This window comes from Anoxybacillus sp. FSL W8-0382 (genome assembly GCF_038003845.1).
Lineage (GTDB): Bacteria > Bacillota > Bacilli > Bacillales > Anoxybacillaceae > Anoxybacillus > Anoxybacillus flavithermus_G.
This window is the reverse complement of record NZ_JBBOPX010000001.1, coordinates 1,956,087-1,970,609: the sequence shown is the minus strand read 5'-3', so window position 1 is coordinate 1,970,609 and position 14,523 is coordinate 1,956,087. Positions and strand designations below refer to the sequence as shown.

The window sequence follows — 14,523 nt, the reverse complement described above, 5'->3', positions numbered from 1 at the left end:
ATAATGATAAAGATTTTAATAAAATTGTTTATCCGTCCACGTCGTTTAAGCGACATGTACTCGGATTGGGTGTAACCCCACACCCGCTATCCCATTGGCGAACGCCTTTGGGAATACTTTTCTCATGATGTTATATGCCCCGTTGACATCTGCGTTAATCAGTATTCCATTTTCAGATTGAAACAGTCCTCGCTTGATGCGCGTTCCTTTGTATTGCTTTTGCTTTTTGATTTCTTCCATGTCTAAAAAACTGCATTTCGATGTATAGCTTTCTTCTGTCACGATGACACGAATCCCATGCTGTGCTGCTTTGTACTGCAACTGATGAAGAAACGTTTGATACGGGATGTGAACGAACGCTTGATTTGTGCGCTTTCCGAGATGGACTTCACGCTTCCAATCTTTATTCATCCCCACCACAATCGTATCGCAGTCTAAAGACAGCGCATGTTTGATGACAAAGGCACTCGCTTGGTGCATAAAGTTTTCCACGATGCGGTTTCGTTTTTCTGTCATTTTGCTCATTCGTTTTGTCCAATCGAGTCCATTCATCTGTTTCGCTACTTTGCGGTAGTGGCTCATTTGTTTGTTATAGTATTGATTGGCGGATTTTAGACCTTTACCATTGATGACAATCGGTTGTTTGCCCACATTGTTCACAATGGTTGCGAAGTTATCTAATCCCAAATCAATACTGATATATCTGTTGTTATCTTGTTTTTGTGTTGGAATAGGGATTTTGTAAACGACTTCGACGATGATATGGCGGTGTTTCGGAACGAATCGGACTTGTTGTAGCTTCCCTTTCATGTTTGTCTTTAACCGAAACCCTTGAAAACAGGAAGGAAACGTGATTTGTTCATCGACGACTTTGCATGATTGATTCGTTAGCACAAGTACATATCGTCCGTCTTTTTTGAGATATTTGGGCGGTTTCGGTCTGCCTGTATATTTGTCTTTGTTTTTTGCCCAATCTTTCATCGACTTAAAAAATGATTGCCAATTTTGATGCAACATTCTTAACGTTTGTTGAGCACATTGAGCCATTGGCATCGCTCGATAGTCTGTATCCATCCCTTCTGTTTTCAGCAGCTTGTCTAGCTTGTTGTAAGAAAGATACGTGCCGTGTTGGAAAAACGTTTGCCTCACTTGATAGTTGGCGAAGTTGTACAAATTTTTTGACCGAAAACAATACTCATCGATCATCGGATAATACGGATGAGTGGCGAAAATCATATGCCTTTCCACTCGATTCGCCATCATGATCGTTGTTCACCTCGCTTTCTCTTTTACTATACATGTTCATAAGAGAACCATGCAATAAGATGTAAAGATAATCACGAAAGAAGTGGGATCTCAAATATATTTTATCAAAATTTTTAATATATTTTTACGATTGGATGAAAAAACAGAACCATATCGTAAATCTTTTATAACAAAAAAGCGATTCCTCCCCCACCTACTCCCTTTGGTCGTTGAAGTGGGGGTCTCCTCGCCAAAGACGATGAAACTGCGACTTTATTAATTTTTCGACAACAATCGACATAGCTGAAGGGGGACCGCTTTGTTTCGGTCATTAACGATGAAATTAACTAGTTTAAAAAGCAAAACGAACAGGGAGGAATCGCGGCATCGTTAGCGAATGTACATATCGAAGGGAAGCGGATGAAATGAAAACAGCGATTGTTGCTGCATCAAGCCAAGGTCTTGGGAAAGCGATTGCGACAAAACTTGTTTCGCAAGGTGTAAACGTCATGCTTGCTAGCCGTGACGAACGAAAGCTACACGATGTTACCGAACAGCTCAATGCGCTCGGAAAAGGGAAAGCGGCATACGTCGTAACGGACGTGACGAACAACGCGATGATTGAACAACTCGTGGAAAAAACGGTGGGGACATTTGGTGACATTCATGTATTAGTCAATAACGCTGGCGGCCCCCCGACGGGAACGCTCGCGACGTTAACAGATGACGATTGGCAACAGGCGTTTGAGTTAAATTTATTGAGCTATGTGCGAATGATTCGCGCGGCATTACCACATTTGAAAAAAACGAAAGGGAAAATCGTCAACATTGCCTCATCGTCCATTAAAGAGCCGATTCCGGGGTTGCTTTTATCGAATACGTTTCGGCTTGGCATTGTCGGCTTAACGAAAACGCTCGCGCAAGAGCTTGCCCCATACGGTATTCTAATTAATACTGTTGCACCGGGGCGCATTGCGACGGAACGCGTCGCTTATTTAGATGAACAAAATGCAAAAAAACTCGGCATTCGCAAAGAAGAAATGGAAGCGCGCATGAAAGCGACCATTCCGCTCGGTCGTTACGGCACGCCAGAAGAATTTGCGAACGTCGTCGCCTTTTTATTGTCCGATGAGAATACGTATATGACCGGTCAATCGCTTTTAGTCGATGGCGGCATGGTCAAAGCAATTTAGAATGGGGAGAGAACGATGCAAACGATCGGATTTATCGGACTTGGTGTGATGGGGAAAAGCATGGCAAGAAACTTGCTTCGGGCAGGCTATTCGCTCGTCGTATATACACGTACAAAAGAAAAAGCAGAAGATTTACTAGCAGAAGGTGCCGTGTGGAAAGAAACGGTAAAAGACGTTGCTGAAGCGGCGGATGTCGTTATGACGATGGTTGGTGAGCCGCAAGATGTGGAACACGTATACTTTGGCGATGACGGCATTTTAAAACATGCGAAGCGCGGAGCGTACGTCATTGATTTTACGACGTCAAAACCTTCGCTTGCGATTCGCATTTACGAAGCGGCAAAAGAAAAAGGCATATATGCGCTCGATGCGCCTGTGTCAGGCGGCGATATCGGCGCGCGCAATGGCACGCTATCAATTATGGTCGGTGGGGATATGGAAGCTTTTTCTGCGTGTATGCCGTTATTTTCGCACGTAGGAAAAAATATCGTTTGGCAAGGGAAAGCAGGGGCAGGGCAACATACGAAAATGTGCAATCAAATTGCGATTGCGACAAATATGATTGGTGTATGTGAAGCGCTTGTTTATGCCGAAAAAGCAGGGTTAGACCCAGAACGCGTCTTACAAAGCATTTCACAAGGAGCGGCATCTAGCTGGTCGCTTTCTTATCTTGCGCCGCGCATGCTTGCTGGCGATTTCGCCCCGGGCTTTTACGTGAAACATTTTATTAAAGATATGGGCATCGCACTTGCTGAAGCGGAAACGCTCGGTTTATCACTGCCGGGCTTAAAACTCGCGAAGCAATTGTATGAATCGCTTGCGGAGCGCGGGGAAGAACAAAGCGGTACACAAGCGTTATATAAATGGTATAAAGAATGGTGAAAAAGGTGCTGTTAACGAGCACCTTTTTTTATGTACGATTCCATGCGATCCAACCCTTTTTCTAGCTCTTCCATTGAACAAGCGTATGAGATGCGAACGTATCCTTCGCCATATGTCGAAAACGCACTTCCAGGCACGACCGCGACTTTCGCTTCTTTCGCTAGCTGTAATGCAAAGTCAAAAGATGATTGATGAAACTGTGCAATGGAAGGAAAAATGTAAAATGCTCCGTTCGGTTTTTGGACGTCAAAGTCCATGGCACGAAGGCGATCATATACATATGTCATTCGTTCCGCGTATTGCTTTTTCATATCGTTCGCATCGTTTATTCCGACCGTTAACGCTTCTAACGCTGCTTTTTGCGCAATGGATGTGGCGCATGACACGTTATATTGGTGCACTTTCAACATATGTTCCACGATCCATTGTCGCGCAAATAAAAACCCGATGCGAAACCCGGTCATCGCATGCGATTTACTAACGCCGTTAATGACGATCGTTTGATCAGGAAGCCATGTCGCAATCGACTCGTGTTTCCCTGTAAACACAAGTTCGCTATAAATTTCATCGGAAATGACCCAAATCGGTTTGCCTTTTACAAGTGCAGCGATTTGTTTCAGTTCATCGCTCGTTAACGTCATTCCTGTCGGATTGGACGGATACGGCAATACGATGCACCGCGTCCGCTCGGTGATAAGCGGTTCGATGTGCTCGGCTAACAGTTTAAAGCCTGTTTTTCTCGTATCGACATGTACAGGTGTTGCCCCACATAAACGAATAATCGGTTCATATCCTGGATACACAGGGGCAGGGAGAATGACTTCTGCGCCTTCCGTTAAAATGGTACGAAACGCAATATCGAGCGCTTGGCTTGCGCCGACGGTGACGATCACTTCATCGGTCGTATAGCGCAGTCCATATTTCGTTTCCACAAAGCGACAAGCAGCTTCACGCAACGGTAAATATCCGGCGTTATGCGTGTAAGATGTAAAGTGTTCATCGAGCGCGCGCTTCGTCGCTTCTTTAATATGATCAGGGGTCGGAAAGTCGGGCTGACCGATCGTTAATGAAATCATATCTTTCTCGTTCGCAACGAGATTAAAAAATTGCCGAATGCCAGATAGTTGAATATGGCGTACACGTTCATTCATCGGAAGCGTCATGATCGTTCACCTCTTCGTTTTTTTCTTTATTAAACAATAAAAGGTGAACGTTTCGCAATGTGTTTTGCTGAAAACGTTCACCTTATGTGCTGTTCTGTCGTTTCACAGTCGATCATGCCAAACTCTCTAAGTGACGATAGCGTTGAAGAAGCTCATTGTATTGGGCTGAGAGGGTAAGAAACAACGCTTCATCCCGCTGCTCAAGCGACTGATCGATGTCGCGCATCAACCGATCTCTTTCAAATCGAAACAACGCCTGTTCGATTACAAACTGTGCCGCTTGTTTGTAATCTGTGAGATCATACGGTTGAGATATGAGTGCCATGTCATTGTATTTTTCATACATGTTTCATTCCCCCTTAGCGAGAAGAATAATCTCCTCCCTTTTCTACATTATAAAGAGTTTTTTGTAAAATGTAAATAAAATTCCGAAAAATAAAAGAAAAAAAAATAAAAGCTGACGAATGCCAGCTTTTTAAACGATAGGCAGGCGCTTTTCGCTTTTCTTATATTAATAACCGTAGTCCCAGTCGATTTCTTCACCGTGCCAAAGAACTGCTTCTGTTTCTTCGTCTACCACTTCTTCAAGTTGTTCTTTTTCTACATCTTCTAAAATCGTGACCGTATGATTTTCTTCAAAAAGAATGGCTAACCCTTTCATGTTGACACCTTCTCTTTTCGTGTTTTTTTTCACAATCATTGTAACGCGCCATATTTGTCCACGTCTATCATGTTCATAAAGCTGTCAATATGTTTATTTTTTCTGAAAATAAAAACGAGTGTAGTCGTCCTTCTTCTTATGTTACGAAGGGGATTAGTCCCCTTCTTTTTCTATGTAATGGACAAACATGTTCCACGCATTCGTCATAAACGTAGCGAGCGGATCGGTCACATATGAAAACATCCATAAATGTAGCGCACCGACGTACAATTGCATCGCGATATGCGCAAGCGTCGAAGCGGATTGTTTCGTCCGCACATGCCCGCACCGTTTTCCTTCCTCGAATAAGCGCGTCAATACGTCATGCAATGGAGCGAGCCAACCCGCCTCTTTCGTTTTTCGGGTATGAATGTGGAGCACCGCTTTCGCTACTTCCCGTCCGAGCTGTTCGTGCATCGTCGCTAACTCATCAAATATGGAATCGATTTTTTTGTGCCAATCGTTGTTGCTGTTCATCGTTTTTTGACATATGCTCTCTATACGTGAAAAAAATACGCTTTGTAACACTTCTTCTTTCGTCCGAAAATAATTAAAAAATGTTCCTTTTGCTACCCCGGCTTCATTTGTAATTTGCAAGATGGTCGTCTGTTCATATCCTTGTTTTTGAAAAAGATGAAGTGCTGTTTGTTGCAACAATATTCTCGTTTGCTTTTTTTGTCTCTCTCTTTTCATGGAAAATCCCCCACTGTCTCTATATATTTTTATTATAGTGGTTTTTGCCTAGGAATAAAGTAATATTTATATAGGTTCACAATTTTATTTATATATGTATCATTCACATACACTTTCACATACATTATGGAAGGAAGTATAAAAAAGGAGGAATGATGCATGTGGGGCGTTGATTCAGCGGCGAAAGCACCAACATTTCGCCCGAACGTCCCGAACTGCCGTGTAAACGTCTGGATATGGCAATACGGGCGCGATGCCGACCTTTGCCCGATCGACACGAACGTCGCGAATCGAAAAGTAAGCGAGTACTTATATTAAATTTTGTTCGTGCACACAAGAAATATGATAAAATGGCAATAAATGATGTTGTAACGGAGGCTGTTTCATGGAAAATAAACATGGAATTTTGTTAGAAAGTGGAACGAATGAACTAGAAATTGTCGAATTTTTAGTCGGTGACAATCGTTTTGCGATTAACGTTATTAAAGTAAAAGAAATTATTCAGCCGATCGCACCGACAAAAGTGCCGCATGCGCACCCGTACATTGAAGGCATTATCGAATTGCGCGGCGAGGTGCTTCCGCTCATCGATTTAGCGAAAGCGCTCGGATTCGGACCATCGCAAAACCCAGCGCAAGATAAATATATTGTTGCGGAGTTTAATCAACAAAAAGTTGTGTTTCACGCCCATAACGTTACACAAATTCATCGCATATCATGGAAACAAATCGAAAAGCCATCGCAAATGTATCAAGGATTAGAAAGCCAAATTATCGGTGTAGTGAAATTAAACGGAAATATGATTTTACTGCTCGACTTTGAAAAAATCTTTGTCGACATTAATCCGCAATCAGGCATTCACGTCGACCGCGTGAAAAAACTAGGTCAACGCGACCGCTCGAATAAAAAGTTAATCGTCGCTGAAGATTCTCCGCTTTTGCGCAAACTGCTTCACGATACGCTTGCTGAAGCGGGCTATGTGTACGTTGAGTTTTTTGAAAATGGGGAAGATGCGTTAAACTATTTACAATCGATCGTTGAAAAAGGAAAGCCAGTTGAAAGCGAAGTGCAGCTCGTTATTACCGATATTGAAATGCCACAAATGGACGGTCATCATTTAACGAAACGCATTCGCGAACATGACAAACTAAAACATTTACCTGTCGTCATTTTCTCTTCGCTCATTACAGATGACCTTCGTCATAAAGGAGAGCGTGTCGGTGCGACAGCGCAAGTGAGTAAACCAGAAATTGCTGAACTCGTTCAAGTGATCGATCAATACATTTTATAAAACAGTAGGGGATTGTTATGGATCGTTACGACAAATATCGACAACATTTTTTGAAAAATATTCGCAAACGGTTAGAAGAATGGGAAACGGTTGAAGAAATCGCCCATCAAGACGTCTATCGTCTTCTCCATTCCATTGCCGGTACAGCGGCGATGATCGGCATGGACGATATCGGCAACTATGCTCGGAAGCTGATGGAACAATGGGGTGAAGATGAACAAAAAAAATGGGGGGCAAAAGAAGTGAAAGAGCGGCTCGCTCCGCTTTTTCAACTTTGTTACGAACATCAAATTGGAGACGTGGCATCAAATGAGCAAGGGGCGAAAGAAGGAGGCGAACCGACCGTTTTACTCATTGATGATGACCCGTCGTTTTTAATGTACGTCAAAGAACAGCTCGAACAAATCGGATGGTATGTCGCCGCCATCGCTGATCCGATCAAAGCGGTCGCTTCTTTTTATGACGTCCGCCCGGATTGCGTCGTCATCGACATTCATATGCAAACGAAAACCGGCTTTGAAGTATTAACGTTTTTAAAAGAAAAACTAAAACAACAATTCGTGCCGATGATTGTGGTGAGCATTGACGACCGAAAAGAGATGCGCATGAAAAGTTACGAAATGGGCGCGGACGATTTTATTCCAAAGCCGTTTGCGATCGACGAATTTATCGTGCGCATTCGCCGCCAGCTCGAACGGAAAAAGCTCATTGATGAACTGCTTTTATTAGATGAATTGACGCACGTCTATAATCGAAAATATTTAAAACAAGCGTATGAACAGTTAAAAAGCGACTGGCATCGTACGCATGAACCGTTTTGTTTAGCGGTACTCGATCTTGATCATTTTAAACGAGTAAACGACCAATACGGCCATTTAATTGGCGATGTTGTCTTAAAACAATTTGCCCAATTTGTAAAAACGAACGTTCGCGCGCGTGACATTGTCATTCGTTTCGGCGGGGAAGAATTTGTCGTGTTATTGCCGGCGACCGAAGCAAGCGAAGCGTTTCTCGTGTTTGAACGACTGCGCGAACAGTTTGAACGCATTCCGTTTCAAAGCGGTGAAACGACGTTTTCGTGTACGTTTTCGACCGGCATTGCTGAAGTGAACGACCCGTCTAAACCGATTGGATATTGGATTGAATTAGCAGATTCCGCATTATATAAAGCGAAAAACACAGGAAGAAACTGCGTCGTACTTGCGAAACAACAAGAAACATCGCTTCGTCGGACGGTGAAAGTAGCGATTGTCGATGATGATGCGATTGTGCGTGCTATTGTAACAGATGTCGTACAAAAAATGTTCGCTAAAGAACGAGTGGCGCTCGAGTTGCGTACGTTTAAAGATGGAGAGGAATTTATATCATCCGATTGGCATGAAGGAAAAGAGCCGTGTCTCGTCATTTTAGATGGCGTCATGCCGAAAATGGATGGGCTAGAAGTGCTCCAACAATTGCGCAACAAAAAAGATGCATCGCGCTACAAAATTATTATGTTAACCGCGCGAAAAAGCGAAAACGATATTGCCCGCGCCCTTGAGCTTGGCGCAGACGACTATATGACGAAACCGTTTAAATTGCTTGAGCTTGGCGCAGACGACTATATGACGAAACCGTTTAAATTGCTTGAGCTTGAAGCAAAAATACGTCATATGTTAAAAAGGATGAATTAACGATGTCGAATCCACTTATGTTATTTAGTTTGATCGTCGTGACATTATGGATCATTTTGCTAGCGATCTTCCTTTATTTAATTGTGCAAAAAAGAAAAGACTTGCGTTGGAAAAAAGAAGTAGAGACGTACAAACGATTGTACGAACCAATATTACTTCGTTATGTAGCGTACGGAGATGAACAAGTGCCCGCTCCATCTTCGTCTGCGCAATATGTCGCGATGATCGAATTGCTCGACCATTTTATCCGCGTGCTCGCCAACGGAGATGTGAGGGCGCGCGTGACATCGTTAGCTGAAACGTATTTTGCTGACTATTTGCATAAGCAATTGTATCATCGCCGACTCGGCAGACGAATGAACGCCCTCTTTTACATTGAAGATTTTGAGCTTCGCTCCTTTTTGCCCGAATTAGAAAACATGTATGAACAAAAACGTGTGACGACGATGGAAAAGCGCCAACTATTAAAAATGTTTGCGCTTTTTCAACATCCGCACGTATACGAATATATGAAACAAACAGACGATTCATTTACACAGTTTGACTACCGTCTTATTTTATCGCGCATGGATGACGAGACGTTTGCGAAAATGGTCGATCATTTTTTTGATTGGAACGAAAAAATACAATACGCCATCATTGATATGATCGGCATTATGCAAAAATTGGCGCACATTCCGTTTTTACTTACATTGCTCCGACATAAACAAAGCGAATATCGCATTCGTGCGTTAAAGGCGTTAGCACAAATGGCATATCCACTCGACGTTGAACAACTACACATTCATTTCCAATCTCCCGTTTGGCAAGAGCGTTTAATGGCATTACGACTGTGCGCACGTACGCGCCGGCAAGAAATGGTCGATCATATTGTCTTGTTAATGAAAGATGCTGTATTTTCCGTTCGGTCGCAAGCAGCGGAAGCTTTGTTGCGCATGCCGAACGGACTGAACATACTCGAACACATTGCGCAAACATCAGACGACCGCTACGCGCGCGATATGGCGCTTGAATGGTTAGAAAGGGGTCGGGAACATGATTGAAATGGCAGCGATGTTCGTCTTTTATTTTATGGTGGCGGTCATTTTGTTTTATACGTTTTTACTCGTTGTTTCGTTCGTTCAATTGCGACGCATGTACGAATTGGACGAATGGGAACCGTATGAAGAAATGCTCGATGTCAGTTATACGAAACCGGTTTCTATTTTAGTGCCTGCTTACAACGAGGAAGCTGGTATTCTTGCGACGGTGCGCTCCCTTTTAAGCATCGAATATCCGGAGTATGAAATTGTTGTCATTAACGACGGATCAACAGACGATACGCTTGAGCGATTGAAGCGAGATTTTGACCTTGTTGAAATGAAGCGCGTCATTCGCCAACAGCTGCCAACGGCACGTGTCCGCGCAGTATATCGCTCGCGAAAGTTTTCCCATTTATTCGTCATCGATAAAGAAAATGGTGGGAAGGCGGATGCGTTAAACGCGGGCATTAATTTTTCATCTTATCCATACGTTTGCTCCATTGATGGCGATTCTGTCATTGAGCGGCGCGCCTTTTTAAAAGTGATGAAGCCGATCATCGACTCAGATGAAGAAGTGATCGCATCAGGCGGAAGTGTGCGTATCGCCAACGGCTGCGACATTGAAAAAGGAGAAATCGTGCGCATCGGGCTATCCCGTCAGCCGCTCGTCGTCATGCAAGTCATTGAATATTTGCGCGCGTTTTTAGTGGGGCGCATTGGACTAAGCCGCCACAATTTACTGCTTATCGTTTCAGGCGCATTTGGCGTGTTTTCGAAACAATGGGTCATTCGCGCGGGCGGGTATGCGCATACAGTCGGGGAAGATACGGAGCTTGTCATCCGTCTTCATCGACTAGTGAAAGAAACGAACGCGAATAAAAAAATTGTGTACGTTCCTGATTCGGTTTGTTGGACGGAAGCACCAGAGTCGATGACAGATTTACGCAAACAGCGCCGCCGCTGGCATCGCGGGCTACTTGAAAGCCTTTGGCTTCATCGCCGCATATGGTTTAACCCGCGCTACGGTTCGATCGGGCTCATTTCGATGCCATATTTTTTACTTATTGAATTTTTTGGACCTGTCGTCGAACTGTTTGTCTATATCCTCATCTTTCTCTCTCTCATCTTAGGAGACATATATGTTGAATTTGCGATTTTACTATTCCTCGTTTTCGTTTTGTACGGCTCGATTTTTTCAATGGCTGCTGTATTGTTAGAAGAATGGACAATGCGAAAAATTTCAAACGTATCCGACGTCGTGCGCCTCTTTTTTTACTCTTTTACAGAGACGTTATGGTATCATCCGTTGACAGTATTATGGCGCTGTGAAGGCATTGTCGATGCGCTCTTAAAAAGAAAAGGTTGGGGAGAAATGAAAAGAAAAGGTGTGTCGAAATGATGAAACGACAACGATGGCTCATTGTATACGTACTGTTTATGTTTTTCGCTATTTCTTCACCGTATTGGCTATGGAAGCTGAATCCAGAAACAACGTTAAACGTGCTTATTATTAATAAAACCGTCCCCGATGAGACGTATCGCGAACATGCAGGGCTCGTTTGGCTATTAAATCAACAAAAATATGTAAAACCAAACGGAACGCGCTATAAATTATCGAAAGATTACGTCGGTTTTATGCCGAATGGGAAAAAAGAACGACCGTGGCCGACATCGTTACAACCGTACGATGTCATTTATGTGGCGGATACGTATGGTGTATATGAAAATGATTTCACTGCGGAAAAAAAAGGGAAACGCTCGAAAAAAGTGTATGGCGGTTTGACAGAGCAAGAAGTGAATCGCTTGCACGATGCGATGTTTGCAGGAAACAAAACGCTTATTGCGGAGTTTAACTCGTTTGCGAGCTCAACGGATCGAGCTGTTCGTGAAAAATTTTATGCGTTATTAAACGTTGAATGGACGGGTTGGATTGGCCGTTATTTTCCGAAGCTTGAAGATGACGAAGTGCCTGTATGGGTGAAAGAAAACTACGAAAAACAATATAACAAACGATATACATTCACCGGACCGGGCTATGTGCTTGTCGATGAATATGACCGGCTTATCATTTTGCATAAAAAAGAAATCGGCAAACAAGGCGTGCTTTTTACTCCGACAAAAAAAGGGGAAAAAGAGCTTGGCGTGAGCGGTTCGATTCCGTATTCGTATTGGTTTGATATTGTCAAACCGTTACACGACGAAGAAGTGTTAGCGACGTATACGCTCTCATTATCAAAAAGCGGAAAAGAGAAGTTGCAAGCGATCGGTTTGCCGACGACGTTTCCAGCGATCGTTTATCATCGCAACAATCGGTACGATGCGTACTATTTTTGCGGCGATTACGCTGATTACGGAGATGTCCCGAGCATTTACCGAACGGCCGGTATCGACATATGGCGGAAATGGACGACGCGCCACGATCCGAACAGCACCGCATCGTTTTATTGGAAAGCGTACGTTCCAATGATGAAAACGATTTTAAAACAAGCGTCTAACGATGACAAGCAATGGAGCGAGCGTGCGATCGCCAAAACAGACGACGGCATTCAACTCGCTGGTCGCGTTGGTGAACAATATATACAAATTTACAAAAATGGCAAATGGGAAAATATGTTGTTGAAAGGGGTCAACATGGGCATCGCAAAGCCGGGGCATTTCCCGGGAGAAACAGCGATTACGAAAGAACAATATTTTCGCTGGTTTAAACAAATTGGGGCGATGCATGCGAATGCCTTACGGGTGTATACGATTCATCTACCTGCGTTTTATGAGGCTTTTTACGAGTATAATCAAATCGCAAAACAGCCTTTATATTTATTTCACGGTGTTTGGGTGAATGAAGAAACGTTTTTACGTACAAACGATGCATTTGCAAAAGAAAATACAGATGAGTTTGTCGCAGAAATAAAGTGGACGATTGACATTGTGCATGGACGGGCAACGATTTCACCTCGTCCCGGTCATGCGAGCGGTGTGTATAAACACGACATTTCACGATATGTACTCGGTTGGATTTTTGGCGTCGAGTGGGAGCCGACCGTCGTCCATGCGACAAATACGAAACATGCGGGCTTGTCAGATTATCAAGGGGCGTATGTGTATACAAAAGGTGCTTCCCCATTTGAAATTTGGCTCGCGCGCATGATGGACGAAGCGATCGCCTATGAAACGAAAACGTACAACTGGCAACGGCCAGTCAGCTTTACAAACTGGTTGACGACCGATTTGTTAACACATCCGAGCGAACCGTTAGAAAAAGAAGATTTCGTATCGGTCAATCCGAACGTCATATATGCGACAAAAGCGATGCATAGCGGCTTGTTTGCTTCGTATCACATTTATCCGTATTATCCAGACTTTTTAAACTATGAGCCGAAATACGTCAATTATATCGACCATCGCGGTGAGAAAAACAACTATGCAGGTTATTTGCACGATATGAAGCAAGTGCATCGTATGCCAATCGTCGTCGCCGAATTTGGCGTCCCTTCATCGCGCGGCATGACGCACCGTAACGTATACGGGATGAATCAAGGGTTTCATTCCGAGCAAGAGCAAGGTGTTATCAACAAAAAACTATTTGAAGATATCGTCCACGAGAAGATGGCGGGCGGATTTATTTTCACATGGCAAGATGAATGGTTTAAACGAACGTGGAACACGATGGACTACGACAATCCAGATCGTCGACCGTTTTGGTCAAACGCGCAAACGAACGAACAGCAATTCGGTCTATTAAGTTTTGACCCTGCGCCAGACGAAACGAAAATGATGAAAGTCGATGGGAGAAAAGAAGACTGGGCATTGCAAAAAATCGCTCCAGCGTTCCAACAAAACGGTCGTGCGCTATATATGACAAGCGACGAACGATACGTATACATTCGTTACGATACAACGGTAAAACAAAACAAAGACGTATATATATTATTTGACACGATCAACAATCAAGGACAATCGACTATTCCCGATGTGCCGAACGTACGAACGGAAGGCGTTGACTTCGTCCTCCATTTACGCGGTGAAAAAGAAGGGCGATTATTGGTTGATAGCTACTACGATTCGTTTTATTATCATTACGGACATATGTTGCAAATGATTGATCGCCTGCCGTATGCGCACAAAAAAAATAACGGCATGTATCATCCGATTCGCCTTACGCTCAATAAAAAGTTACCAATTAAGGGAAAAACGTATCCGTTCGATTTTTATGAAACAGGTATCATGACGTTCGGTACAGCTAATCCGAATGACGAAGCATACAATTCATTGACGGACGTCAGTGTCAGCCAACAAAAAGACGGATATGAAATTCGCATCCCTTGGGCGCTTCTTAACGTAAAAGACCCGAGCATGCATGAAGTGATGGGAGATATGTGGCAAGGTGGACTGACAAGCAGCAAAACGATTGACGGCATTCGCATCGGCGTATATGAAAAAAATTTTTCATATCCGGCCCATTTAGATCCAAACCATTTTTATCTCTATACATGGGATGGTTGGGAAGAACCGACATATCACGAACGGTTGAAACGTTCATATGACATTGTAAAACAAACATATAAAGGGGAGACGAAGTAATGGCGAAAATTTTACTTTCGAAAAAGTTTAGCAAGACAATTTATTCCGTTGCCAGAGGAGGAAGCCAATTAAGGTTTCCTCTT

General features: G+C 43.4%; 13 protein-coding genes. 8 read left to right on the top strand and 5 right to left on the bottom strand.

The window, feature by feature from the left end; genetic code table 11:
- Nucleotides 1-45 precede the first annotated feature (45 nt).
- Nucleotides 46-1,263 (bottom strand): RNA-guided endonuclease InsQ/TnpB family protein, encoded by a 1,218-nt coding sequence (locus tag NSS60_RS10335; protein WP_340720837.1) that lies wholly within the window; start codon nt 1,261-1,263, stop codon nt 46-48.
- 407 nt (nt 1,264-1,670) lie between these two features.
- Here NSS60_RS10335 and NSS60_RS10330 point away from each other — a divergent pair, with 407 nt between their 5' ends.
- Nucleotides 1,671-2,438, top strand: coding sequence for an SDR family oxidoreductase (locus NSS60_RS10330; RefSeq protein ID WP_340720836.1), 768 nt, complete (start codon nt 1,671-1,673; stop codon nt 2,436-2,438).
- Nucleotides 2,439-2,453: 15 nt separating this feature from the next.
- Nucleotides 2,454-3,320: an NAD(P)-dependent oxidoreductase gene (locus NSS60_RS10325; RefSeq protein WP_004891367.1), complete on the top strand. Its 867-nt coding sequence runs from the start codon at nt 2,454-2,456 to the stop codon at nt 3,318-3,320.
- 11 nt (nt 3,321-3,331) lie between these two features.
- On the opposite strand, the gene NSS60_RS10320 is transcribed toward NSS60_RS10325, so the two are convergent.
- The 4 genes from NSS60_RS10320 to NSS60_RS10305 form a co-directional block, all read right to left on the bottom strand.
- Nucleotides 3,332-4,483, bottom strand: a complete 1,152-nt coding sequence (locus NSS60_RS10320) for an aminotransferase A (protein ID WP_004891365.1) — start codon at nt 4,481-4,483, stop codon at nt 3,332-3,334.
- 112 nt (nt 4,484-4,595) lie between these two features.
- Complete coding sequence (locus NSS60_RS10315; RefSeq protein WP_004891362.1) at nt 4,596-4,829, bottom strand: IDEAL domain-containing protein; 234 nt, start codon at nt 4,827-4,829, stop codon at nt 4,596-4,598.
- A gap of 165 nt (nt 4,830-4,994) precedes the next feature.
- Nucleotides 4,995-5,144, bottom strand: a complete 150-nt coding sequence (locus NSS60_RS10310; protein ID WP_164875838.1) for a hypothetical protein — start codon at nt 5,142-5,144, stop codon at nt 4,995-4,997.
- 153 nt (nt 5,145-5,297) lie between these two features.
- Complete coding sequence (locus tag NSS60_RS10305; protein WP_004891359.1) at nt 5,298-5,876, bottom strand: TetR/AcrR family transcriptional regulator; 579 nt, start codon at nt 5,874-5,876, stop codon at nt 5,298-5,300.
- Nucleotides 5,877-6,035: 159 nt separating this feature from the next.
- Between NSS60_RS10305 and NSS60_RS10300 the strand changes: the two genes are divergently transcribed.
- The 6 genes from NSS60_RS10300 to NSS60_RS10275 all read left to right on the top strand — a co-directional run bounded on the left by NSS60_RS10300 (nt 6,036) and on the right by NSS60_RS10275 (nt 14,440).
- Complete coding sequence (locus NSS60_RS10300) at nt 6,036-6,194, top strand: hypothetical protein (protein WP_340720963.1); 159 nt, start codon at nt 6,036-6,038, stop codon at nt 6,192-6,194.
- Nucleotides 6,195-6,261: 67 nt separating this feature from the next.
- A complete protein-coding gene (locus NSS60_RS10295; protein WP_340720835.1) occupies nt 6,262-7,167 on the top strand; it encodes a chemotaxis protein in 906 nt (301 codons plus the stop codon).
- 17 nt (nt 7,168-7,184) lie between these two features.
- A complete protein-coding gene (locus NSS60_RS10290; RefSeq protein ID WP_340720834.1) occupies nt 7,185-8,840 on the top strand; it encodes a diguanylate cyclase in 1,656 nt (551 codons plus the stop codon).
- 2 nt (nt 8,841-8,842) lie between these two features.
- On the top strand, nt 8,843-9,883 hold the full coding sequence (locus NSS60_RS10285) for a HEAT repeat domain-containing protein (RefSeq protein ID WP_340720833.1): 1,041 nt from the start codon (nt 8,843-8,845) through the stop codon (nt 9,881-9,883).
- A complete protein-coding gene (locus NSS60_RS10280; RefSeq protein WP_340720832.1) occupies nt 9,876-11,261 on the top strand; it encodes a glycosyltransferase family 2 protein in 1,386 nt (461 codons plus the stop codon). Before NSS60_RS10285 ends, NSS60_RS10280 begins: the two co-directional genes overlap by 8 nt.
- The gene (locus NSS60_RS10275; protein WP_340720831.1) at nt 11,258-14,440 is read left to right on the top strand and encodes a hypothetical protein; all 3,183 of its coding nucleotides are present in this window, start codon (nt 11,258-11,260) and stop codon (nt 14,438-14,440) included. The genes NSS60_RS10280 and NSS60_RS10275 overlap by 4 nt, the downstream gene beginning before the upstream one ends.
- Nucleotides 14,441-14,523: the final 83 nt, after the last annotated feature.

What these genes read in the sequence shown, in the direction of transcription:
- NSS60_RS10330 (WP_340720836.1), top strand. Translation starts at nt 1,671, where the DNA reads ATGAAAACAGCGATTGTTGCTGCATCAAGCCAAGGTCTTGGGAAAGCG.
- NSS60_RS10280 (WP_340720832.1), top strand. Translation starts at nt 9,876, where the DNA reads ATGATTGAAATGGCAGCGATGTTCGTCTTTTATTTTATGGTGGCGGTC.
- NSS60_RS10285 (WP_340720833.1), top strand. Translation starts at nt 8,843, where the DNA reads ATGTCGAATCCACTTATGTTATTTAGTTTGATCGTCGTGACATTATGG.
- NSS60_RS10320 (WP_004891365.1), bottom strand. Translation starts at nt 4,483, where the DNA reads ATGACGCTTCCGATGAATGAACGTGTACGCCATATTCAACTATCTGGC.
- NSS60_RS10305 (WP_004891359.1), bottom strand. Translation starts at nt 5,876, where the DNA reads ATGAAAAGAGAGAGACAAAAAAAGCAAACGAGAATATTGTTGCAACAA.
- NSS60_RS10290 (WP_340720834.1), top strand. Translation starts at nt 7,185, where the DNA reads ATGGATCGTTACGACAAATATCGACAACATTTTTTGAAAAATATTCGC.
- NSS60_RS10300 (WP_340720963.1), top strand. Translation starts at nt 6,036, where the DNA reads ATGTGGGGCGTTGATTCAGCGGCGAAAGCACCAACATTTCGCCCGAAC.
- NSS60_RS10275 (WP_340720831.1), top strand. Translation starts at nt 11,258, where the DNA reads ATGATGAAACGACAACGATGGCTCATTGTATACGTACTGTTTATGTTT.
- NSS60_RS10315 (WP_004891362.1), bottom strand. Translation starts at nt 4,829, where the DNA reads ATGTATGAAAAATACAATGACATGGCACTCATATCTCAACCGTATGAT.
- NSS60_RS10325 (WP_004891367.1), top strand. Translation starts at nt 2,454, where the DNA reads ATGCAAACGATCGGATTTATCGGACTTGGTGTGATGGGGAAAAGCATG.
- NSS60_RS10295 (WP_340720835.1), top strand. Translation starts at nt 6,262, where the DNA reads ATGGAAAATAAACATGGAATTTTGTTAGAAAGTGGAACGAATGAACTA.
- NSS60_RS10335 (WP_340720837.1), bottom strand. Translation starts at nt 1,263, where the DNA reads ATGATGGCGAATCGAGTGGAAAGGCATATGATTTTCGCCACTCATCCG.
- NSS60_RS10310 (WP_164875838.1), bottom strand. Translation starts at nt 5,144, where the DNA reads ATGAAAGGGTTAGCCATTCTTTTTGAAGAAAATCATACGGTCACGATT.